17 protein-coding genes and 2 tRNA genes are annotated in these 21,768 nt (G+C 70.2%); 7 read left to right on the forward strand and 12 right to left on the reverse strand.

Features of this window, described 5'->3' with window-relative positions; all coding sequences use genetic code 11:
• From VIL76_RS04405 to VIL76_RS04420, 4 genes are all read right to left on the reverse strand, one after another.
• Nucleotides 1–1,062, reverse strand: coding sequence for a chemotaxis response regulator protein-glutamate methylesterase (locus VIL76_RS04405; RefSeq protein WP_332043782.1), 1,062 nt, complete (start codon nt 1,060–1,062; stop codon nt 1–3).
• Nucleotides 1,059–2,561, reverse strand: a complete 1,503-nt coding sequence (locus VIL76_RS04410) for a chemotaxis protein CheW (protein ID WP_332043783.1) — start codon at nt 2,559–2,561, stop codon at nt 1,059–1,061. The genes VIL76_RS04405 and VIL76_RS04410 overlap by 4 nt, the downstream gene beginning before the upstream one ends.
• The gene (locus VIL76_RS04415) at nt 2,554–4,467 is read right to left on the reverse strand and encodes a methyl-accepting chemotaxis protein (protein ID WP_332043784.1); all 1,914 of its coding nucleotides are present in this window, start codon (nt 4,465–4,467) and stop codon (nt 2,554–2,556) included. Before VIL76_RS04415 ends, VIL76_RS04410 begins: the two co-directional genes overlap by 8 nt.
• A gap of 179 nt (nt 4,468–4,646) precedes the next feature.
• A tRNA-Gln gene (locus VIL76_RS04420) sits at nt 4,647–4,720 on the reverse strand.
• Between the two features lie 128 nt (nt 4,721–4,848).
• Here VIL76_RS04420 and VIL76_RS04425 point away from each other — a divergent pair.
• Nucleotides 4,849–4,925 (forward strand) — tRNA-Pro (locus tag VIL76_RS04425).
• A 30-nt stretch (nt 4,926–4,955) separates the two neighbouring features.
• Here VIL76_RS04425 and VIL76_RS04430 read toward each other — a convergent pair.
• Complete coding sequence (locus tag VIL76_RS04430; protein ID WP_332043785.1) at nt 4,956–6,191, reverse strand: DUF763 domain-containing protein; 1,236 nt, start codon at nt 6,189–6,191, stop codon at nt 4,956–4,958.
• Nucleotides 6,192–6,275: 84 nt separating this feature from the next.
• On the opposite strand from VIL76_RS04430, the gene sppA reads away from it, so the two are divergent.
• Nucleotides 6,276–8,045: a signal peptide peptidase SppA gene (sppA, locus tag VIL76_RS04435; RefSeq protein ID WP_332043786.1), complete on the forward strand. Its 1,770-nt coding sequence runs from the start codon at nt 6,276–6,278 to the stop codon at nt 8,043–8,045.
• Here sppA and VIL76_RS04440 read toward each other — a convergent pair.
• Nucleotides 8,042–9,208, reverse strand: a complete 1,167-nt coding sequence (locus VIL76_RS04440) for an aspartyl/asparaginyl beta-hydroxylase domain-containing protein (protein WP_332043787.1) — start codon at nt 9,206–9,208, stop codon at nt 8,042–8,044. The genes sppA and VIL76_RS04440 overlap by 4 nt on opposite strands.
• A gap of 109 nt (nt 9,209–9,317) precedes the next feature.
• The gene (locus VIL76_RS04445) at nt 9,318–12,284 is read right to left on the reverse strand and encodes a TonB-dependent receptor domain-containing protein (RefSeq protein WP_332043788.1); all 2,967 of its coding nucleotides are present in this window, start codon (nt 12,282–12,284) and stop codon (nt 9,318–9,320) included.
• Between the two features lie 304 nt (nt 12,285–12,588).
• Here VIL76_RS04445 and VIL76_RS04450 point away from each other — a divergent pair, with 304 nt between their 5' ends.
• A complete protein-coding gene (locus tag VIL76_RS04450; protein ID WP_332043789.1) occupies nt 12,589–13,128 on the forward strand; it encodes a hypothetical protein in 540 nt (179 codons plus the stop codon).
• Nucleotides 13,129–13,296: 168 nt separating this feature from the next.
• Here VIL76_RS04450 and VIL76_RS04455 read toward each other — a convergent pair whose 3' ends face one another.
• Nucleotides 13,297–14,466, reverse strand: coding sequence for an aspartyl/asparaginyl beta-hydroxylase domain-containing protein (locus tag VIL76_RS04455; RefSeq protein ID WP_332043790.1), 1,170 nt, complete (start codon nt 14,464–14,466; stop codon nt 13,297–13,299).
• A gap of 208 nt (nt 14,467–14,674) precedes the next feature.
• On the opposite strand from VIL76_RS04455, the gene VIL76_RS04460 reads away from it, so the two are divergent.
• Both VIL76_RS04460 and VIL76_RS04465 read left to right on the forward strand, forming a co-directional pair.
• Nucleotides 14,675–14,932 (forward strand): hypothetical protein, encoded by a 258-nt coding sequence (locus VIL76_RS04460; protein ID WP_332043791.1) that lies wholly within the window; start codon nt 14,675–14,677, stop codon nt 14,930–14,932.
• A complete protein-coding gene (locus VIL76_RS04465; RefSeq protein ID WP_332043792.1) occupies nt 14,926–15,180 on the forward strand; it encodes a hypothetical protein in 255 nt (84 codons plus the stop codon). The genes VIL76_RS04460 and VIL76_RS04465 overlap by 7 nt, the downstream gene beginning before the upstream one ends.
• On the opposite strand, the gene VIL76_RS04470 is transcribed toward VIL76_RS04465, so the two are convergent.
• Genes VIL76_RS04470 through oppB form a run of 3 tightly spaced genes read right to left on the reverse strand, consistent with a single transcriptional unit; the run spans nt 15,177 to nt 18,643 of the window.
• The gene (locus VIL76_RS04470) at nt 15,177–16,805 is read right to left on the reverse strand and encodes a peptide ABC transporter substrate-binding protein (protein WP_332043793.1); all 1,629 of its coding nucleotides are present in this window, start codon (nt 16,803–16,805) and stop codon (nt 15,177–15,179) included. The two genes, VIL76_RS04465 and VIL76_RS04470, sit on opposite strands and share 4 nt — an antisense overlap.
• 6 nt (nt 16,806–16,811) lie before the next feature.
• Nucleotides 16,812–17,723, reverse strand: coding sequence for an ABC transporter permease (locus VIL76_RS04475; protein ID WP_332043794.1), 912 nt, complete (start codon nt 17,721–17,723; stop codon nt 16,812–16,814).
• Nucleotides 17,720–18,643: an oligopeptide ABC transporter permease OppB gene (gene oppB / locus VIL76_RS04480; protein WP_332043795.1), complete on the reverse strand. Its 924-nt coding sequence runs from the start codon at nt 18,641–18,643 to the stop codon at nt 17,720–17,722. Before oppB ends, VIL76_RS04475 begins: the two co-directional genes overlap by 4 nt.
• Before the next feature lie 111 nt (nt 18,644–18,754).
• Between oppB and VIL76_RS04485 the strand changes: the two genes are divergently transcribed.
• A complete protein-coding gene (locus VIL76_RS04485) occupies nt 18,755–19,165 on the forward strand; it encodes a TIGR01244 family sulfur transferase (RefSeq protein ID WP_332043796.1) in 411 nt (136 codons plus the stop codon).
• Complete coding sequence (locus VIL76_RS04490; protein WP_332043797.1) at nt 19,162–20,058, forward strand: MBL fold metallo-hydrolase; 897 nt, start codon at nt 19,162–19,164, stop codon at nt 20,056–20,058. Before VIL76_RS04485 ends, VIL76_RS04490 begins: the two co-directional genes overlap by 4 nt.
• On the opposite strand, the gene VIL76_RS04495 is transcribed toward VIL76_RS04490, so the two are convergent.
• Nucleotides 20,055–21,701 carry a long-chain-fatty-acid--CoA ligase gene (locus VIL76_RS04495; RefSeq protein ID WP_332043798.1) on the reverse strand — a complete coding sequence of 549 codons (1,647 nt, stop codon included), beginning with the start codon at nt 21,699–21,701 and terminating at the stop codon, nt 20,055–20,057. The genes VIL76_RS04490 and VIL76_RS04495 overlap by 4 nt on opposite strands.
• Nucleotides 21,702–21,768: the final 67 nt, after the last annotated feature.

A 21,768-nucleotide genomic window follows, 5' to 3' on the forward strand; every position in this document is an offset into this window, starting at 1 on the left:
TCAGGGGGTCAGCTTCTGCAGGCGCTCGGCGATCTTCTGCACCGGGACGACGTAATCCGCACCTCCCGCCTTCACGAGCTCGCCCGGCATGCCCCAGACCACGGCGGTCTCTTCCGCCTCGGCGATGGTGCGGCCGCCGGCGGCATGGAGCTCGGTCATCGCCTGTGCGCCGTCATCGCCCATGCCGGTCATGAGTATGCCCACCAGCTGGGACGCCGGCACGACGTCCATGGCGGACCGGACCAGCCGCTCCGCGCTGGGGTGCCAGCGATGCTGCGGGTCGGAGGGGACGGACTCGGCGCAGAGGCTCCCGGACCGGCGGGTGACCACGAGGTCACTGTCGCCGCGTCCGATGTAGGCGCATCCCGGCTCCAGCCGCACCGGCTCGGAAACCTCCTTCACGTCGATCGCGCAGATGCCGTCGAGCCGGCGCGAGAGCGGGCCAGTGAAGGTCGCCGGCATGTGCTGGACGATGACGATGGGCCAGGGGAAGGTCGCCGGCAGCGGCGTGAGCAGGTGCTCCAGCGCCGGCGGCCCGCCCGTCGAGACCCCGACCAGGACCAGCCCTGCCCCGGTGGCCGGCACGAGCGCCCGCTCCCGGACGCGCGGCCGCGGCGAACCGCCGATGCGGTGGCGCACGCGCTCCTGGAGCCGCAGCGTCGGACGGATGTGGGACTTCGCCGCCGAACGCACCTTGGCCACCAACTCCGGCGCGAACTCGTCCAGCTTGAGGGACACCGCCCCGCCGGGCTTGGCCACGAAATCGACGGCGCCCAGGCGCAGCGCCTGCAAGGTGGTCTCCGCCCCCTCCGCCGTGAGAGCCGAGAGCATGACCACCGGGCAGGGGCGCTCGAGCATGATCCGGTCGAGGGTGGCCAGGCCGTCCAGCCCCGGCATGTGGACGTCGAGAGTCACCACGTCCGGCGCGAACTCCGCCAGGCGCTCCAGGGCCTCCAGCCCGGTGCGCGCGAACTCGACCTCGAAATCCGGCTCGGCGGCGAACACCTGGCCAAGCAGCTTGCGCACCAGGGCGGAGTCGTCGACCGCAAGGATGCGGATCACGAGGCGACCTGGGCGGCGTCCGGCTGGAAGGCGTCGAGGAGGCTGCGCTCGGCGCGGGTGAGGAGCTCGGAAGGATCGAGCAGCAGCACCAGCCTGCCCTGCGCCTCCAGGTTCACGACGCCGTGGACGAGGCGGGTGGCCTCGCCGGTCAGGTCCGGAGCCTCTTCGATGTCCGCCGCCGTGCAGCGCAGCACCTCGGACACCGCGTCCACGATCACCCCGGCGCGGTGGCGCTCGGTGCGCAGGACCACGAGCCGCCGGGCCTGGGCGTCGTCGGCCGGCGCCATGTCGAAGCGCCGCCGCTGGTCCACCACCGGCAACACCTCGCCGCGCAGGTTGATCACGCCTTCGAGGAAGGCCGGGGTCTTGGGGACGCGGGTGATCTGTTCCGGGACGCGCGCCACCTCGTCGACGGTCTCGATCGGCAGCCCGAATTCGTTCGCGCCGAGCCGGAAGACCAGGAACTGCAGCTGGGCCTCGGCCGCCGCCGCCCCGCCGCCGTGCGGCGCCGCCTCCCGGCTTCCGAGCTTCTGCATGACGTCCTCCCGGAACAGCTGCTCGGCGTCGAGGATGGAGACCAGGCGTCGTCCCCCCTCTCCGCGGTAGATGGCCTTCACCTTGGCTTCGCCCCCGGTGCGCGCCGCGAGCATGGCGGGCGTCGGCTCGACGAGGCCGGGCTCGGCGGCGATCAGCGAGCGCATGCGGTCGGCGACGAGGCCCACGAGGGCGCCGCCCACCTGGGCCACCACCACCTTGTCCCGCCCGTCGGCGGCCGCCAGCGGCAGGCCGAGCAGCCCCCGCAGGGAGAGCAGCGGCAGGAGGGTGTCGCGGTAGGCGGTCACCCCCAACACGAGGGCCTCGCTCCCCGGAGCGACAGCGGTATCCGCCGGCGCGTCGAGGATCTCGCGGACCTGCTCCAGAGCAAGGCCGTACTCCTGGTCCGCCACGTCGAAGGTGATTAGCTTCTGCCGATCGTCGGCCGTTTCGAGGAGGCCTGCGTCCGTGGCAGAGGCCACGCCTACCGCTCGCTCCGCCCGAGCCCGAGGCGTGAACGCCGCCTGCAGCAGCGCGCCGATGTCGAGCACCTTGGCGACCCCGCCGGCCGTGCGGAACGCGCCCGCCAGCTGCTCGCCGTCCTCGGCGGCCGCGTCGGCCTGGCGGTGCTCGATCCTGTCCGGATCGACGGCGACCAGGCCCTCGACGGCGTCCACGGCCACCGCAACCGGCGCGCCGGCATCCAGGACGATGGCGCGGGCCGCCGAGGTGCTGGCGGCCTCCGGCCGGCCGAGAAGGCCGCGGAGGCTGGCGAGCGGCAGCACCCGGCCGCGCAGGTTCGCGAGGCCCAGGAGGCTGCTCGGCCCATGCGGCAACCGGGCCGCCGGCGGCACATGGATGATCTCCGAGACCCGTTCGGCCGGCAGGGCGTAGAGGTTCGCCCCGCTGCGGAAGGTCAGGAAGCGGCGCGCCTCGGTGGCGGAGTCGGCCTCCGGCTCAGGCATGCTGGGTCTTCAGCTCGTCCGCCAGGGAGGCGATCTCCTCGATGGCGGCGGCCAAGTCCTCCGCCCCGCGAGCCTGCTCGATCGCCGCGGTGGCCGCCTGCCGGGACGCGGCGCCCGCCTCCTCGGCGGCCGCAGCCACTTGCCGCGCGCCCTCCGCCGTCTGGGTGGCGGCCGACAGAATGGCTTCCGCGCCCTCGGTGATCGTGCGGTTTGCGGCCTTCAGCTGGGCCAGTTCCTCGTCCAGGCGCTCCAGCGCCGCGCTTATGCCGCGATTGTTCTGCGCCTCGCTCTCCGCGGCGGACACAGCCTGCTCCAGCTCCCGCCGCAGCACGGCGATCTGGTCGAGGATCCCGGTCACGGTCGTCTTGATGTGGCCGACGCTTTCCGAAGCCTCGCGCGCCAGCCCGCGGACGTCGTTCGAGACGACGGCGAAGCCGCGCCCGGCCTGCCCGGCGCGGGCGGCCTCCACAGATCCGCTCACCGCCAGCATGCTGGTCTGCACGGCCACCAGGGTGATCTCGTCGACGATCCGCTGGATTCCGCGGCCGAAGGACTCCAGGCGCGCGATCGCCGTCAGGCTCTCCCGGGTGGTGGTGAGCGAGCTCTCCACCCCGGCGACAAGGGCTTCCACGGCCATGCGGCTGGACCTGAGGGTCGTCTCGGCGGCGGCCACACGCTCGTCGCCGCTCGCGGCGTTGGCCTGAGCGAGCCGGGCGCTCTTCTCGATTTGCGCCAGGGCTGCAGCGGCCTCCTGGGTGGCTGCGGCCTGTTCCTGGGCGCTGCTGCTGATCTGCTCCACGGCGGCCATGATCTCGGTGGAGGCGCCGGACAGTTCCTGGATCGCCGCGGAAAGCTGCTCTGCGGCCGTCGCGATCTGCTCGGCAGTCGTCGAATCCGCCCGGCCGGCCCGCAGATCGTCCGCCAGGGCGGCGAGCGACTGGGCCGCCACCTGACCCTCGTCCAGCGACGCCGCCTGCTGCTGTATCGCGGCCTGGGCCTCGCTGGCGCCGGCGGACTGCTCCTCGGCGGCGCTGGCGACCTGCTCGGCGCCCTTCTGGGCTTCGGCCGCTGCGCGCTCGGCCTCGAAGGCCGCGGTAAGCGTGTCCTGGCTGGCCTCGGCCATCCGCCCCATGTCGGCCCGCACTGCCTCGAGGGTGGTGACCACCTCGGCCCCGGTCCGCGCCTGCTCGGTGGCGGTGGCGGCCGCGGCCTTGATTGCCTCGGCCACCGCCAGGACCTCGGTCTGGATGGATTGGGCGAGACCCTGCACGTCCCCCGCGCTGCGTTCGGAGCTTTCAGCCAGGGCGCGCACCTCTTCGGCGACCACCGCGAAACCGCGGCCCTGGTCACCCGCGCGCGCCGCCTCGATGGCGGCGTTCAGCGCCAGCAGGTTGGTCTGGTCGGAGATGCGGCTCACCGTGCGGGTGATCTCCCCGATCTCCTGGGCGCGCCGCTCGAGTTCGGTGGTGACGGCGGCGGAGCCTGCCTGGCGCTCGGCGTTTCGCTCGATGGCGCGCACCGACGTGGTGATCTGGACGGCTGTCTCCGCCAGGACGATCTGCAGGCCCTCCGTGCGCCTGCGCGACACCTCCGCCTGGGTGCGCGATGCGCCGAGGCTCGCCAGCACCCCGCTGATCGACGCCAGCTGCTCCTGCGACCCGCCGGCCGCTTCCTCTGCGCCCGCCGCGATCTGTTCCATGGCGCGGCGAAGCTCCTCGGCCGCGGCCGACGCTTCGGTGAGACCCGCCGCCAGCTCCTCGGTCGCCGCCGCGATCCGTTCCGACAGCTTGTCCTGGCTGGGCGCCCGAGCCCGCGCCCGCGCCGGAGCGGGGGTGGCGTCAGCGGTGGGGAGCGCGGCGACGCCCTCGCCGCCTCGCGCAATCTTCGATGTCTTCACAAGGGCCATGGGAGCTCGCCTGTACGCCGAGCCCACCGGGCCCATGCAGGAGAAACACTCTTAGCGCAGGGGGAGGACCTTGGAAGCATCTATCGCCCGCCGGTTGAAGGTGCGGCGAGGCGGCGGGCCCGAGGGCGCGCACTACGTCAACGCGCAGGAGATCGGCGTCGCGATCGGGGGGAGTTCCTTGGCTGGGGAACTAGGACTCGAACCTAGAATGACGGTACCAAAAACCGCAGTGTTACCATTACACCATTCCCCAGCAGGAAGGGTGCGGGAGGGGGTGGCCCTCGCGAGGGCGTGGAGATAGCGCACGACCCCTGCCGATGCAACGCCCCCGGGGCTCCTTGCGCGCCGGAAATTGCACCCCTATAAGGCGCCCTCCCAAGTCGGAGTGTAGCTCAGTCTGGTAGAGCACCGTGTTCGGGACGCGGGGGTCGCAGGTTCGAATCCTGCCACTCCGACCATCTCTCCGCGCCGCCCAACGTCCCTAGATTTCAGCCGGCCTCCTCGCGGGGCGGCGGCTGTTCCCACCCGAAGATGCTGCGGCCGCCGTAGTCGTGCGAGCGAGCGTTCTCCTCGGCAATGTAAGCCTCCACGGATGGGCCGCCGGCGCGGCGCTCCAGCAGGCGGGCCTGATCGTCTAGGCGCTTGATGGCGCTCAGCCGCTCGTCGTCCCCCAGCTTCGCCTTCGTCACCGCCGTCTTCAGCACCTGGATGGTTTGGTCGTAGACCTTGGTGGGGACTGGGAACGGGTGGCGGTCCTTGCCGCCCAGCGCCAGCGAGAACCGCGCCGGGTCGGAGAAGCGGCAGGGCGCCCCGTGCACCACCTCGGCGACCATGGCCAGGGTGCGGACCGTCCGGGCGCCGACGCCGGGGACCAGCAGCAGGTCGGCGAAGTCCTTGGGCCCCTGTTCGGCGGCGGCCGCCAGGGCGCCGTGCAGGCGCCGGGTGACCACGTCGTCCGGGCGGACGTCATGATGATCCGGCATGACCAGGTGCGGCAGCAGCGGCTGCGGCGCGGGCTTGGCCGGGGCGGTGAGACGCGCCGCCTCTCGGGCAAGGCCGTCCGGGCCGAGATCGCGCAGCAGCTCCAGCTGGGCGTGGCGGGAGGCGGCCGCGCGGCGGTCGGTGAGGTTGACGATGGCGCCCTGCCCGCGGCCTTCGATGGCGGCGTGGGGCGCGTCGACGAAGCTCTCCAGGCCCTCGGAGAGCCAGTGGTAGCGGCGGGCCTGGCGGCGGTCGCCGTTCATGCCCTGCTGGACAACGACCCAGTGGCCGTCGTCGGCGACGATGAAGCCGTGGAGGTAGAGGTCGAAGCCGTCCTGGACGGCGGCGGAGTCCACCTTGGCGACGAGGCGGCTGGCGTTCCCGAGCGCCGCGCCGTCGAGGCCGACGCGGTCGCCGACGGCGGCGAGCTCGGCCGGGATCTTGCGCGAGTGCCTGCCGCGGCCGCCGCAGACAGTGAGCCCGAGCTCGCGGGGCAGGCCGCGCTTCAGGGCGCCGATGACGCTGGTGGTGATGCCGGAGGAGTGCCAGTCCATGCCCATCACGGCGCCTAAGGACTGGAACCAGAAGGGGTGCGCCAGCCGGCGCAGGAGCTCGTCGCGGCCGTACTCCAGGACGATGGCTTCGCTGATCACGGCGCCGAGCCTGGTCATGCGCTCGCCGAGCCAGGCGGGCACGCGGCCGCCGTGGAGCGGGAGGTCGGCGCTGCCGGCGCGGCGGGCCACGAGAGACTCCTGTTTGTTCCTGTAGTGTTCTAGCAGGTCTCTCGCGCCTTCCCGCATTGCAAAATGTGTGCGACAGGCCGTCGCATGAAGCAGTTCCTGATCACCGCGGCCGGCGTGTTCGCCGGGCTGATGATCTTCATGGTCGGCGTGCCGTTCGTGCTGATCTCGATGGCCGCGAGCGCCGCGGGGCCGGCCCCGGTTCCGGCGCGCACGGTGCTGGAGCTGGACCTGCGCGACTCGCTCACCGACCAGGCGCCGCAGAACCCCCTGGCCGGGTTCGGACGGCGCTCGGCGTCGGTGATGACCATCATCGAGGGGCTGCGGCGGGCGGAGACCGACGAGAAGGTCAAGGCGCTGCTGGTCCGCCTGCCGGAAGGCGGCATGGAGCCCGGCATGGCCGACGAGCTGCGGCTGGCGATCCGCCACTTCCGCAGCTCGGGCAAGCCGGTCATCGCCCACAGCCAGGGGCTCTATCCCTCCGGCGTGGTGACCTCGACCTACATGGTCGGCGCCTCTGCCGACGAGCTCTGGATGCAGCCGGGCGCCTCGTTCCAGGTCACGGGCCTGGCCAGCGAGGACGTCTTCCTGAAGCGGTTCTTCGACAAGTACGGCATCAAGCCCGACTTCGAGCAGCGCGCCGAGTACAAGAACGCGGTCAACGGCTACCTCTACGACGACTACACGGCGCCGCACCGCGAGGCGCAGCTCTCCTGGATGGGCTCGGTCTACGCCTCCGGCGTCGGGACCGCGGCGGCCGACCGCAAGATGGCGCCCGACGCGTTGCGCGGCGCCCTGGAGGCCGGCCCCTACCTCGCCGAAGAGGCGCTTCGACTGAAGCTGATCGACCGCCTGGGCCAGGTCCGCGACGCGCAGATGGCGCTGATCCGCCGGGCCGGCGAGGGCGCCCAGGTGATCAACTTCGACGACTACGGCGCCGTCCGGCGCGAACGGCGCACGGGGCCGCAGATCGCGGTGATCGAGGGCGAAGGCGCCATCGTCACCGGCGACGGCGGGGCCAGCAACCCCTTCACCGGGGGCTCCAGCATCTATTCGGACGAGGTTGCGAACGCCTTCTACACCGCCATCCGCAACAAGGACGTCAAGGCGATCGTCTTCCGGGTGAACTCGCCGGGCGGGTCCGACACCGCCTCGGAGCAGATCCTATCGGCGATCCGCGCGGCCAAGACGGCCGGCAAGCCCGTGGTGGTGTCGATGGGCACCTACGCCGCCTCGGGCGGCTACTGGGTGGCGTCCGAAGCCTCGGCCATCGTCGCCCAGCCGACCACGCTGACGGGCTCGATCGGGGTGTTCGGCGGCAAGTTCGCCGTGGGCCCGGCCCTGGAGCGGTTCGGCGTCAACGTGGAGCAGCTGAGCGTCGGCAACCCCAACGCCGGCGCCTTCGCGCTCGGGCGCGAGTTCACCCCGCAGGAGCGTACGGTCTTCTCCCGCTGGATGGACACCATCTATGCGAACTTCATCACCCGGGTGTCGGTGGGGCGGAAGCTGCCGCCGGAGCGGGTGCGCGAGATCGCCCGCGGCCGGGTGTGGACCGGCGCCCAGGCCAAGTCGCTGGGGCTCGTGGACGAGCTGGGCGGCTTCTACCAGGCCGTGGACCGGGCCAAGGCGCTGGCCAGGCTGGACGGCGACGTGCCGCTGCGGCGGATGACGCCGCAGGCCTCGCCGATGGAGACGCTGGAGAAGCTGCTGGGCGTGCAGGCGAGCTCAGCCCGCACCCTGGCCGCGGCGGCCTGGCTGTTCGGCGACCCGCGCGCCGAGGCGATCCTGGACGAGGTCGCGCAGGCGCGCATGCGCGAGCGCGGCGCGATGGTGCTGGCGCCCACGCCCCTGCCCTAGCCGCCGAAGAACTCTTTCTTTGCCGCCAGCATGGCGGTGACGAGGGCCCGCTCGCCTTCGTCGAGCAGCGGGTTCCAGACGTCGAAGATCAGGATGACCCGCAGCTGGTCGGCGTCGTTCCACGCCTCGTGCTCGATGGTGTCGTCGAAGACCCAGGCCTCGCCCATCTTCCATTCGCGCGTCTCGCCGCCCACCCGGAAGCGGGCGGGGCCGGGCAGGATCAGCGGCAGGTGGCAGAGCAGGCGGACGTTGGTCGAGCCGGTGTGCGGCGGGATGTGCGTCTTGGCGTCCAGCGCCGAGAACATGGCGGTGGGCGCGAAGCCCGGCTGGTCGGCCATCGGCAGGCTTTCCAGCAGGGCCGCCGTCTTCGGGCACAGGGCGCAGGCCTGGCCCTGCCGCTCGCCGTCGCGCCAGAGGAAGAAGGAGCTCCAGCGCCGGTTGTGGTTGAGCTCGCCCCATTGGTTCACGGGCGCGCCCTTCGGGTACTGGATGTAGGGGGCGAAGTCGTCGCCGGCCTGCGCCAGGGCGCCGTCCAGCTCACCGCGGATGGTGTCGGTGGCGGCCTCCAGCTCGGCGAGCCAGGGGAACTGCTCGCGCTCGTAGAACGGGATCGCCGGCAGGCGCGGGTAGTGCAGGTAGAGCGGCTGCTGGACGTAGGCCGGCGCCCGGCCTGAGAAGATGCCCACAGACTCCTCAAACCGCTTGCGGCCCTGGGCCGTGCAGTCGGCCTGGACCTCGGCGGTGCGGGCGCGCAGGTGGGCTTCCAGGGCGGCGTCGGTGCGCTGGATCACCTGCCGGCCGTGCTCGGCCGGCGCCTGCAGAGGGCCCGGCAGGTCATGCGGGGCGGCGGCGAGCGCGTTGCGGTAGTGGACGGCGGCCGCCCGCTCCCCTGAAAGCCGCTCGACGAGCGAGGCCTTCGAGAGCAGCGCGACGAAGTGATAGGGCTCGATGGCGAGGGCGTCGTCGATGGTGGCGATCGCGCCGGCCAGGTCGCCGAGCACCCGCTGGGCCAGCGCCTTCTGCAGCTTGATGTCGGCGTCGCGCGGGAGCGCGGCCTCCGCCTCCTGGGCGAGCCTAAGCGCGGTGCGGCCGTCGCCGCGGGTCAGGGCGCCCTGGACCGCCCGGACAAGGTCCACCGCCTGCTGCGCCGTCGTCGAACTCACCCTTCACTCCGAACCTTGCTGGCGCCCAGCGGTATACACCCACGCCCCAAAAGAAAGGGGGCGGTGGATTGCTCCACCGCCCCCGAACTTCAGGCTTTCAGCCGACGCCTTAGAAGTTGGCGGTCAGGCCGATAAACACGTAGCGGCCCAGAGCGTCGTAGGTCTGGGGATAGGTGTTGCCGTTGCCGGTGGTGCCAACGATCGACGACAGCGGCGGATCGCGGTCGAAGATGTTGTTGGCGCCGAAGCGAAGCCGGGCGTTGTCACGCACCTGCCACGTCGCGGCGAGGTCGAAGTAGTTCTGGGCTTCCAGGGTCCGGTCCGGACGCACGTTCGTGGTGGGCGGATCCTGGTAGATCGTCACTTCGGAGAAGTGCCGCCAGGTGCCGGAGACCTCGAGGTTCCAGGGGCTCTGCCAGCTGACCCGGAAGCGGTGACGCCACTCGGGGTTCGGCGGCGCGTTGTCCGAGCACTGGTTGCCGTAGAAGCCGGCGCAGTCGTAGGCGTCCACGAGCGGGCCCGGGTCGATCACCAGTTCCTTCAGCCAGGTGCCGACGAAGTTGAACGACAGCCGGCCCACGTCCGACAGGCCGAAGCGCTCAAGTTCGAGGCCGTAGTTGGCCACCACGTCGACGCCGCTGGTCTGCAGGCCGCCGATGTTGGTGTTGAGGTCCTCGACGTGACCTTCGCCGACCCACAGCTGGCCGAGGTTGTTGCGGTTGATCCGCGCGCACTGGGCCTGGATGTTCTGCTGGTAGCAGGCTTCCAGGACGTTGAGGGCGCCGAAGGTGGAGACCAGGCCGTCCACGGTGATCTTGAAGTAGTCCACCGAGAAGTTGAAGCCCGGCAGGAAGGTCGGGGTGAACACCACGCCGAAGGTGGTGGTCTCGCCTTCTTCCGGGTTCAGGTCCGGGTTGCCGCCCTGCAGGAAGTTGTACTGGCCGGCCGGGCTGGTGAGCGCCGGGGAGCGGAAGGCCGCCGCCGGCACGCCGGTGGCGACGCACTGGGCCAGAGTGGCCGTGCCCGTCGGGCCGCAGGGATCGTCGTCCATGTCGAACAGGTTGAAGCCCTGGCCGGTGAACAGCTCGATCACGTTGGGGGCGCGGACCGCCTTCTGGAAGCTGCCGCGGAAGCGCACGTCTTCCACCGGAGCCCAGTCGGCGCCCACCTTCCAGGTGTTGGTCGATTCACGGCCCTGGTAGTCGGACCAGCGGTAGGCGGCGTCGAGGGAGACCAGCCGCGCGAACGGCATGTCCTCGATCAGCGGCACCTGCACTTCGGCGAAGATGTCGTACACCTCGGTGGTGCCCGACACGCCCAGGGTGGCCCCGCCCTGGCCGGCGCCTTCGCCGGTCTGGAACGAGGTGTCCGGAGTGGTCTTCAGGCCGTCGCGGCGGTACTCGGCGCCGAACGCCAGCTGCACCGCACGCTCGGACCAGGGGCTCTGGATGCCCACGGTGCCGAGGTCGCCGGTGACGGCCGCGGTCACCACCGTCTGCACGGTGTGGCCGCGCAGCACGAGCGGGATCTGCAGGTAGTTCAGGGCCTCGCTCGTCACGCCGCCCGGCTGGAAGATGTTGTAGGGCACGCAGTTCGGGTCTTCGCCGGTGGTCACCGAGCGGCAGGTGGGCACGCCGTTCACCGAGATGACGTCGAGCGCCCGGCCCAGGCGGGTCACGGAGAAGTCGTTCAGGTAGGTCCGCGAGAGGCTGACCTTCGCGTACTGGGCGGAGATGTCGTAGTCCCAGCCCTCGGTGATGTTGCCGCGGAGGCCCAGGACACCACGGTAGGTGATGTACTCGAGGTCGTCCTGGCGGCCGCCGCCTTCCACGTTACGACGGCCGATGAAGAGCGGCGTTGAGGCGTCGGCGGCGATCTCGGCGGCGTCGCACCCGATGGTCGTGCGCTGCTGCGCCGACAGCAACGGGCTGCCGCAGTTGATCGAGGAGGTGTTGAAGAAGTTACCCGACGGGGCGATCTGGGCCACCGTCTGGTAGTTCATGAACATCAGCTGCGAATAGACCTCGACGGTGTCCGAGATCTGGTAGTTGCCGAACATGCCCAGGACGTAGCGTTCGTCGGGACGCTGGAAGTAGTTCAGCGGGCCGAAGTTGTAGGCGTTCGCAGTGGTGCTGTAGGGCACGAAGGTCGGCGCCGCAGCGGTGCCGCCGATCGTGAAGACGTTGCCGGCGGCGAAGTCCGGGGTGAACTGACCCGGGAACGAGGTGCCCGAGCCGCCGCAGGTGAAGTCGTTGCCGCCGTTGTTGAACGACGCGCCGAGCGAGCAGGCCGAGAAGTCGCGGTTGGCCTGCAGGATGGCGTCGTTGTTCCGGTAGCCGACGTAGGCGGTGATGTTGCCCTTACCGTCGGGGGCGTTCACGCCCATGATCAGGTTGTATTCCCAGCTCTTGCCGTCCATGACGTTGTCGTCCGGCAGCTTGTACTGCGCCGGGTTGGTGGCGGCGCGGCCGGCGATGACGTTCCGCAGGTTGCCCGGGCCGTCATAGTCGTTGTGGTGCATGTAGAAGGCGTGCTGCAGGTCGACTTCGACGCCTTCGAAGTTCTTGCGCATGATGAAGTTCACGACGCCGGAGAGGGCGTCCGAGCCGTACACGGCCGAAGCGCCGCCGGTCAGGACTTCAACACGCTCGACGAGCTGGCCCGGGATCTGGTTCAGGTCGGGAGCCGAGCCGCCTTGCAGGGGCGAGCCGTAGGGCATCCGCTTGCCGTCGACGAGGACGAGCGTGCGGGTCGCGCCGAGGCCGCGGAGGTCGACGGTCGCGGTGCCGGTCGAGCCGTTGGACACCGTCGAGTTCTGCGCGGCGAAGGCCTGCGGCAGCTGGTTGACGAGGTCTTCGACGCGGGTCACGCCCGCCGTGTCGATGTCGGCGCCGGTCACCTGGGTCACCGGGCTGGTGGTGACCAGGTTGGGCTGCGGAATGCGCGAGCCGGTGACCACCAGTTCCTCGACGTCGGCCTGCTGAGCGAAGGCCGGAGTCGCAGCAAGGGCGAGCGCCAGGGCGCTGCCCATCATCGTGGAGGCCAGAAGGCGCTCCCGCATCGAGTTGATTTTCAAGGTCTACTCCTCCAGCGGGCGGTCTGGCTTGGCCGACGCCCCGCTCCCCACAGAAAGTCAGAGTCCCGGAGACGCAGGACGTTTCCGGTTACGGCGGAGTTAGAAGGGGTGCGACAATACGGTCAACCAAGATCGCCGGACGGCAACCTTGCGGGCGCCAACCTGTCGCATTCTGGTCACAGATTCCGCAGGTGCGGCTTTCGGCAGCACAAATTCTTCCCGGTTGGGGCCTGGAAACCTTCATTCTTTCTTTACGGCCGCCCGCAGACGAGACGGCGGGCGCGCCCCTTGGAGACCACAACCGATGACGCCCTACCGCGCCGCCCTCGCCGCCGCACTCTTCATGGGGATGGCCGGAGCCGCCCAGGCCCAGACCGCCGCGCCGCAGTCGGCCCTTATCCAGGCGCTCGACGCCTGTCGCGCCATCTCGGAGGACGCCCGCCGGCTCGCCTGCTACGACGCCGCGGCCGGCCGGCTGGCCGAAGCCCGGACCAAGGGCGAGGTGGTGGTGGTGGACAAGGAGCAGGTCCGCCAGGCGCGCCGCGAGGCCTTCGGGTTCAACCTGCCGTCGCTGAACATCCTGGGCCGGCTGGGCGGCGGCGGGAGCGCCGAGCCGGAGGAGGAGCTGTCCCAAGCCACCTACCAGGTGAAGAGCGCCAACGAGGCGGGCGGCCGCTGGACCATCGTCATGGCCGACGGCTCGGTCTGGCGCCAGACCGAGAACACCGTGGGCTACATGCGGGTGAGGTCAGGCTCCAAGGCCGAGGTGAAGAAGGGGATGCTGGGCGCCTACTTCATGAGCATCGACAACTACAAGGCCATCAAGGTCGAGCGGGCGAAGTAGCTTCCCTTCCCAGGAACTGGGAAGGGGGGACCGCTCGCCGAAGCCCGCGCCAGCGGGCTGAAGAGCGAGTGGTAGGAAGGGCGGGCCGCCGGCAGTGCGATAGCCCTCCCTCTCCACCATCCGCTCTTCGGCGGATGGTCCCCCTCTCCCGCTTCGCGGGAAAGGAAATCACGCCCCCCAGTCGGCCCCGCGGCCGAGGGCGTCGATGGCCTGGACCATGGTGGAGACCAGGGCCCGCTCCTCCTCGGAGAGCTCGGGCCGCCAGACCTCGAACAGGAGGATCGCGCGGGGACGGTCGCTGTCGTTCCACGCCTCGTGCTCGATGGTGTCGTCGAACAGCCAGGCGCGGCCCTCCTGCCATTGGCGGACCTCGTTTCCGACCCTGAAGCCGCACCCCGGCGGCACGACCAGCGGCAGGTGGCAGATCAGTCGGGTGTTGATGAAGCCGTTGTGCGGCGGGATGCGGGTGCGCGGCTGCAGCAGCGAGAAGATGGCCATGGGCGAGCGGCCGGGGATCCGCGGCAGGGGGACCTCCTCCAGCGCCTGCACCGTCCGCGGCGAGCGCTCGGCGTTCTCCGGCACGAGCTCGCCGTTCTTCCAGAGGTAGTGGGCGCTCCAGTCCGGGTTCTCGAGCATGCCCCCGGTGCGTTCCAGCGGCCGGTCGGCAGCGCGCTCCACATAGGGGCTGAAGGCGCCGTCGGCCGACATCAGCGCCGCGACCTCCTCGCGGATGGCAGGCGTATGCGCCTCCAGCGCCTCCAGCCAGGGGAAGGTCGCGCGGTCGAAGAACTGCACGTGCGGCAGCTCGGGGAAGAAGTAGTGCCGGGGAGCCTGGTGGAACACCGCCCTCCGCCCGAGCGCGATCTCCAGCGACTGGGCGAAGCGGGGGCTGGAGCCCTCCGCGAAGCCCGCTGCGGCCAGGCGATCGCGGATGTGGGCCTCGATGGCGCCGGCGTAGCGCTGGGTCATCTGCTGGGCGCGGGCCACTTCGCGGGCGAGGTCCGGCGTCAGCTGGTCGGCCGGCGGAGCGGCGTTCACCAGGGCGCCGTAGAAGGCGGCGGCGGCGCGCAGGTCGCCGGCGTCGGCGAAGTGGTCCGCCTTCAGTGAAAGCGCCCGCAGGTCGCGGGGGTTGATCGCCAGGGCCTGGTCCACGGCCTCGAGCTTGCGGCCGTGGTCGCCTTCGGCGCGGCAGGCCAACGCCAGGCCGAGCCAGACGGCGCCGTCGGCGTGGCCGGCGGCCACGATCTCCTCGAACAGCCGGCGCGAGGCCTTGGCTTCGCCGCGCCGCAGCGCGTCGACGGCCCGGCTGACCAGCGGCCCCTTCTCGATGGTCTGCACCGACTCTGTCCCCCGAAAACGGGGTTCATTGAGCGTGGGCGCCTCAAATTGGTCAACTCGGCGGTCCAGCCTCACGCTGACGCAGTTCGACGAACGGGCTTGCGCCCGGCGGCGGTGGTCGTACCTTCGCCGTGACCACCTGGCGCCGGGGATGTGCCCGAAAGGCACTTGATTTCGACCCCTCCGGCGAACTGACGGAGTTCCTTCGATGCTCGTTCTCTTCGCCGTCCTCGCCCTCGCCGCCGCCACGCCGGAAGCCACCGCCGCCGAGAAACCGGCCGAAGCGGCCGCCAAGGCGGATTCCGAGAAGAAGATCTGCCAGACCAAGACGAAGATGGGCACCCGCTTCAAGGAGCGGATCTGCTACACCAAGGCCGAGTACGAGCGCCGCCAGCTGGAAGAGCGCCAGGCGCTCGACCGGATGCAGCGCATCCCGGGCAACTGCCAGCAGACGGGCGGGTGCTGATGCTGCTGGGGCTGGCGCTCGCTCTGGCGGTGGCTGGAGCCGAACCGGCCGCCGGCGCGCCTGCGGCCAAGGACGCCAAGGCCGGGCCGCACAAGAAGTCCGACGAGATGGTTTGCGTCACCAAGGCCAAGGTCGGCACCCGCTTCAAGGAGCGGGTCTGCCTCGACAAGGCCGAGTACCAGCGCCGGCAGGACGAGGAGCGCAAGGCCCTCGACCGCATGCAGCGCATTCCCTACCAGGGTAGCTAGCCGGCCGCCGCCAGGGCCGCCTTCGGGTGGCCCTTCAGACAGAGGTAGCGGGTGGGGTGGTAGTCCACGAGGTTGGCCTTCCAGCCGCTGATCTTCGGGCTCACCAGGTTCTTGTTCACATAGAAGTAGGTGGGCGCGACGGCGGCGTCCTCCAGGACGATGCGCTCGGCCTCGGCCAGGTAGCGGGCGCGGGTCGCGGCGTCGGGCTCGTTGTCGGCCTGCTTCAGGAGCTCGTCGTAGCGGGGGTTCTTGTAGTCGCCGTAGTTCTGCTCCCCCGTGGCCGACTGCATCAGGTAGAGGAAGCTCATGGCGTCGTTGTAGTCGGCGACCCAGGCGGCGTCGGCCACCTGGAAGTCGCGGGCGCGGTAGGCGGCGTAGGCGATCTGGCCCTCGTTCTGCAGCAGGCGGGCGTCGACGCCGATCTGCTTCCAGTCGGCCTGGATGGCCGGCATCACCAGCATGGGGTCGGCCGAGTTGCGGTGCTTGATCTCGATCTTCAGCGGCTTGTCCGGCCCGTAGCCGGCCTGCGCGAGCAGGCGCCGGGCCTCCGCCTGGCGCTTCTCGAACGGCCAGCTCGCCCATTCCGGCGCCTTCGCTCCGCTGTACCCCGCCACGCCCGGCGGCACGAAGGTGAAGGCCGGCTTCTGGCCCCCGCGCAGCAGCTTGTTGGCGATGAAGTCGCGGTCGATGGCCATGGAGAGCGCCTGGCGCACGCGGCGGTCGCGGAACGCCGGGACGGTGTTGTTGAAGGCCAGGTAGGCGACGCCGAGGTAGGTGTGGGTCTGGACGTAGCCCGGCATGTCCTGGCGCAGGAACGAGATGCGGTTGGACTGGATGTCGGCGTTGAGGTCCAGCTCGCCGCGCTTCACCTGCCGCTCGGCGCTGATCGTGTCGTTGGTGGGGTAGTAGTAGACCTCGTCGACACAGACCTTGGCGGCGTCCCAGAAGCGCGGGTTCTTCACCAGCTTGACGTGGTCGCCGAGCTTCCAGGAGACCACCCGGAAGGGGCCGTTGGAGACGTAGCGCTCGGGCGCGGCCCAGGCCTCGCCGTGCTTCTCCACCATGTGCTTGGGCACCGGGTACATGGTCTGGTGCTTGGCGAGTTCGGGGAAGTAGGGCGCGGGGTGCTCGAGCTTCACCTCCAGGACGCGGGGGCCGAGCGCGCGGACGCCGAGGCTCTCCTTCGGCGCCTTGCCCTCGCTGACCGCCTGGGCGCCCTTCAGGAAGTAGAGCAGGGAGGCGTAGGGCGAGGCGGTGTCGGGCAGCAGGATGCGGCGGAAGGAGAAGACGAAGTCGTCCGCCGTGACCGGGACGCCGTCGGACCAGTAGGCCTCGCGCAGATACCAGGTCCAGGTGAGGCCGTCGGGGCTGGTCTCCCAGCGCTCGGCGACGCCGGGGATCGGCTTGCCCTCGGCGTCGTCCTGGGTCAGCCCGATGAGGTTGTCGAGCAGCAGGCGGTGCTCCCAGGTGCCGGTGGACTTGTGGGGGTCCAGGGACACCGGATCGTTCACATTGCCCAGGTGGACGCAGACCTTGCCCTCGGGGCAGGCGGGGCGGCTGACCTTGCCCTGACAGGCGCAGACGAAGGCGGCGAGCGCCAGGATCAGGAGGGTGCGCAGGAGCATCGGGGCCTAGCGGTCCTTGGGATCGATGGCGTCGCGCAGGCCGTCGCCGATGAAGTTGAAGCTCATCAGGGTGACCACCATCACCAGGGAGGGGAACACCAGCAGCCAGGGGGCCAGCTCCATGTCCTGGGCGCCATTGGCGATCAGGGTGCCCAGCGAGGCCATCGGCGGCTGCACGCCGAGGCCCAGGAACGACAGGAAGCTCTCGGCCAGGATCACGGCGGGGATGGTGAGCGTGACGTAGACCACCACGGGCCCCAGCAGGTTGGGCACGATGTGGCGCGCGATGATCGCGCCGCGGCCCAGGCCCATGGCGCGGGCGGCCTCGACGAACTCCTTGTGCTTCAGGGTCAGCGTCTGGCCGCGGACGATGCGGCTCATGGTCAGCCACTCGACGGCGCCGATGGCCACGAAGATCAGGATGATGTTCGACCCGAAGGTGACCATCAGCAGGATCACGAAGAAGATGAAGGGCAGCGAGTAGAGCACGTCGACGAAGCGCATCATCGCCTCGTCCACCCGGCCGCCGACGAAGCCCGCGACGGCGCCCCAGGCCACCCCGATGATGAGCGAGACGACGGTGGCGACGAGGCCGATGGCCAGCGAGACGCGCAGCCCCATCAGCAGGCGGGCCAGCTGGTCGCGGCCGAGGCTGTCGGTGCCGAGCAGGTGGCCGTTCTGGCCCGGGCCCATCCAGACGTCGTTCTTGTTCACTGCGTCGTAGGCGTAGGGGGCGAGGTAGGGCCCCACGACCGCCAGCACCACGAGGATCGCCAGCACCACCATGCCGGTGACGGCCATCTTGTTGCGCAGCAGGCGCCGGCGCGCGTCGTCCCACAGGCTGCGGCCCTTGACGGCGGCGGCCTGCATGCTGTCGGCGCCCTTGCGGGAGCCGGGAACCAGGATCGATGCGCTCACGCCAGCCTCACGCGCGGGTCGAGGGCTGCGTAGAGCAGGTCGGCGACCAGGTTCAGGAACAGGATCAGGCCGGCGTAGAAGATCACCATGCCCATGACCACGGTGTAGTCGCGCTGGAGCGCGCTGGTGACGAAGAACTTGCCCAGCCCCGGCAGGTTGAAGATCCGCTCCACCACCAGCGAGCCGGTGATCAGGCCGGCGCAGGCGGGGCCCAGGTAGCTCACCAGCGGCAGGAGCGCGGCGCGCAGCGCATGCTTGCCGACGATGCGGCTTTCGGGGAGGCCCTTGGCGCGGGCGGTGCGGATGTAGTTGGAGTGCAGCACCTCGATCATGCCGGCGCGGGTGAGCCTGGAGATGATGGCGATCTGCGGCAGGGCCAGCACGATCACCGGCAGCACGAGGTTCGGCAGCGCCCCGTCGTTCCAGCCGGCGGTGGGCAGCCACCCCAGCTTCGAGGCGATACCCAGCACCAGCAGGGGGGCGGTGACGAAGGTGGGGATGCAGACGCCCAGGATCGCCACGGTCATGACGCCGTAGTCGACGCTCCGGTTCTGGCGCAGCGCCGCCAGCACGCCCAGGCCCACCCCCATCAGCGCGGCGATGGTGATGGCCGACAGGCCGATGATCAGGGAGGGCTTGTAGTTCTCCTTCAGGATCTGCAGCACCGACTTGTCACGGTACTTCAGCGAAGGGCCGAGGTCGCCGCGGACCACGTCGGCCAGGTAGTCGACGTACTGCACGGCCAGAGGCTTATCGAGGCCGTACTTGGCCTCGACGTTCTTGAGGATCTCCGGGGACAGCTTGCGGTCCATGTCGAACGGACCGCCGGGGGCCGCGCGCATCATGAAGAAGGCCGCGGTGATCACCAGGAACAGCGTCGGTATCGCCACGAGGAGGCGGCGGCCGATGAAACGGAACATGCGGGAAAGGAGCCTCTGGCTTGGGCCTTTTGTAAGGCGGCGGCGTTGCGAAACTTCCACCCACCCCCGATGATGTCAACGAACGGGCGACGAACGGCGGAAACCAGAACCATGAGCGACTTCAGGCGCGTGACCGAAGACCTGTCGGTGGCCCCGCAGATCAGCGTCGACGACGTGGACGAGGCGGCCCGGCAGGGCTTCAAGACCATCATCAACAACCGCCCGGACGGCGAGGACCCGTCCCAGCCATCGGGCCACGAGATCGAGGCGGCGGCGACCGCCGCGGGGCTAGCCTACGTGCACCTGCCGGTGCGGGGCGGGCCCACGCCCGAGCAGGTCGACGCCACCGCCCGGCTGATGGCCGACGCCGACAAGCCGATCCTGGCCTTCTGCCGCTCCGGCACGCGGTCCATTGTGACCTGGTCGCTCGCCCAGGCGCAGACCGGCGCGCGCAGCCGCGACGAGCTGATCGACCTTGGCCGCGGGGCCGGCTACGACCTCTCCGGCGTCCTGGGCGGATGATCCCCTACGTCCGGCAGATCGCGTTCGAATACGGCCGCTGCGACCAGGTCTCGCCGCTGATCCGGCGGGTGATCGCCAACAATCCGGGCCCGTTCACCTTCGTCGGCACCGGCACCTACATCGTCGGCCGCGGCGAGGTGGCGGTGATCGACCCGGGTCCCGACGACCCTGCGCACCTGGAGGCGATCCTGGCCGCCACGGCCGGCGAGAAGATCGCCCAGATCGTCATCACCCACCATCACTCGGACCACTCGCCGCTGGCAGCGCCGCTGAAAGCGAAAACCGGCGCCCCGATCTGGGGCTGTGCGGTGGCGGGCCACGACGAGGACGACGGCGGGGTGAAGATGGAGGCCGGCCACGACCTGGCCTTCCAGCCGGACATCAGCGTCTGCGGCGGCGGGGCCGAGATATCGGGACCCGGCTGGACCCTGGAGGCGATCGCCACGCCGGGGCACACGTCCAACCACATCTGCTACGCGCTGAGGGAGGAGAACTGCCTGTTCTCCGGCGACCACATCATGGGGTGGTCGACGACGGTGATCACGCCGCCGGACGGCGACATGACCGACTACCTCGAGAGCCTGGAGCGGATCAAGGCGCGGGGGTTCTCCACGCTGTGGCCGACGCATGGCCCGCCGATCCGCGAGGTCGGCCCGTTCATCGACGCCTACATCGCCCACCGCCAGGAGCGGGTGGACCAGATCCTGGGGGCGTTGCAGTCCGGTCCGGCGAAGATCCGCGAGCTGGTGCCGAGACTCTACGCCGACGTGGACAGCAAGCTGTGGCCCGCCGCCTCGCGGTCCATGCTGGCCGCCATGATCCACCTGGTCCGCAAGGGCCAGCTCGCCGCCGACGGCGAGCCGGGGCCGGAGACCACCTACCGCCTGGCCTAGGCCGAGACCTTCTCCTTGGCCGTCGGAAGGACGTAGTCCTTCATCCGGTCGCGGATGAGCTTCTTGTCGATCTTGCCGGTGGCGCCCAGCGGGATGTCGTCCACGAAGACGACATCGTCGGGGGTCCACCACTTGGCGATCTTGCCCTCGAGGAAGTTCAGGAACTCCTCCTTGGTGGCCTCGACGCCTTCCTTCAGCTTGACCAGCAGCACGGGCCGCTCGTCCCACTTGGGGTGGGCGGCGCCGATGACGGCGCAGAGCGCGGCCTTCTCGTGGCCGACAGCCAGGTTTTCGATCTCGATGGTGGAGATCCACTCGCCGCCGGACTTGATGACGTCCTTGGCGCGGTCGGTGATCTGCATGTAGCCGTGCTGGTCGATGGTGGCGACGTCGCCCGTGTCGAAGAAGCCTTCCTCGTCCAGGATCTCGCCGCCGTCGCCCTTGAAGTACTTGCCGACGATGAAGGGTCCCTTCACCAGAAGGCGGCCGAAGGTGGTCCCGTCGTGCGGCAGGCGCTCGCCCGCATCGTTGACGAGCTTCATCTCGACGCCGACCGGGGCGCGGCCCTGCTTCAGCTTGAACTTCAGCTGCTCCTCGTCGCTGAGCGCGGCGATCGCCGCATTCGGGTTGGAGAGCGTGCCCAGCGGGCTCATCTCGGTCATGCCCCAGGCGTGGGTGACGTCGACGCCGAATTCGTCACGGAAGCCGCGGACGATGGCTTCCGGCACGGCCGAGCCGCCGATGACCACGCGCTTCAGGGTCGTGAGCTTGCCGTTGGTCTCGCGCAGGTGGGCCAGCAGCATCTGCCAGACGGTCGGCACGGCGGCCGAGAAGGTCACGCCCTCGCTCTCCAGCAGCTCGTGGATCGAGGCCCCGTCGAGCTTGGCGCCCGGCATCACGAGCTTCGAGCCCACGGCCGGCGCGGAGAAGGCGATGCCCCAGGCGTTGGCGTGGAACATCGGCACCACCGGCAGCACCACGTCGCGGGCCGAGAGGCCCATGACGTCGCTGCCCAGCGTCACCAGGGTGTGCAGGAAGTTGGAGCGGTGCGTGTAGAGCACGCCCTTCGGGTTGCCCGTGGTCCCTGAGGTGTAGCAGAGGCCCGACGGCGTCTGCTCGTCGAAGCCGCCCCAGGTCACGTCGGCCGAGTTCTGCTCGACCAGGTCCTCGAAGCAGAGGGCCCCTTCGAAATCGACGCCCTTCATGCCCTCGCGGTCGGTCATGATGACCCAGTGCTTCACGCTCGGCAGCTTCTCGCGGTGCTGCTTCAGGATCGGCACGAAGGTCAGGTCGGTGAAGAGGACCTTATCCTCGGCGTGGTTGACGATGTAGCAGAGCTGGTCGGCGAACAGCCGCGGGTTCAGCGTGTGGCAGACCGCGCCGATGCCCATGATGCCGTACCAGGCCTCGATGTGGCGGCCGGTGTTCCAGGCCAGCGTGGCGACCCGGTCGCCCTTCTGCACGCCCAGACCCTTCAGGGCGTTGGAGAGGCGCTTCGCCCGCTCATGGATCTCTCCATAGGTGGTGCGGACGATCGGGCCTTCCACCGAGCGGCTGACGACCTCACGGCCGCCGTGCCATTCCTTGGCGTGGTCCAGGATCTTGTCGACCGTCAGCGGCCAATCCTGCATCTGCCCGAGCATCAAACGAACTCCTCCCCAACCGAAGCCCTTGGTTCTTCGGGCTTTCCCTTACGCTAGTTTCTGATCA

Source organism: Phenylobacterium sp. (assembly GCF_036563285.1).
Taxonomy (GTDB): Bacteria; Pseudomonadota; Alphaproteobacteria; order Caulobacterales; family Caulobacteraceae; genus Phenylobacterium.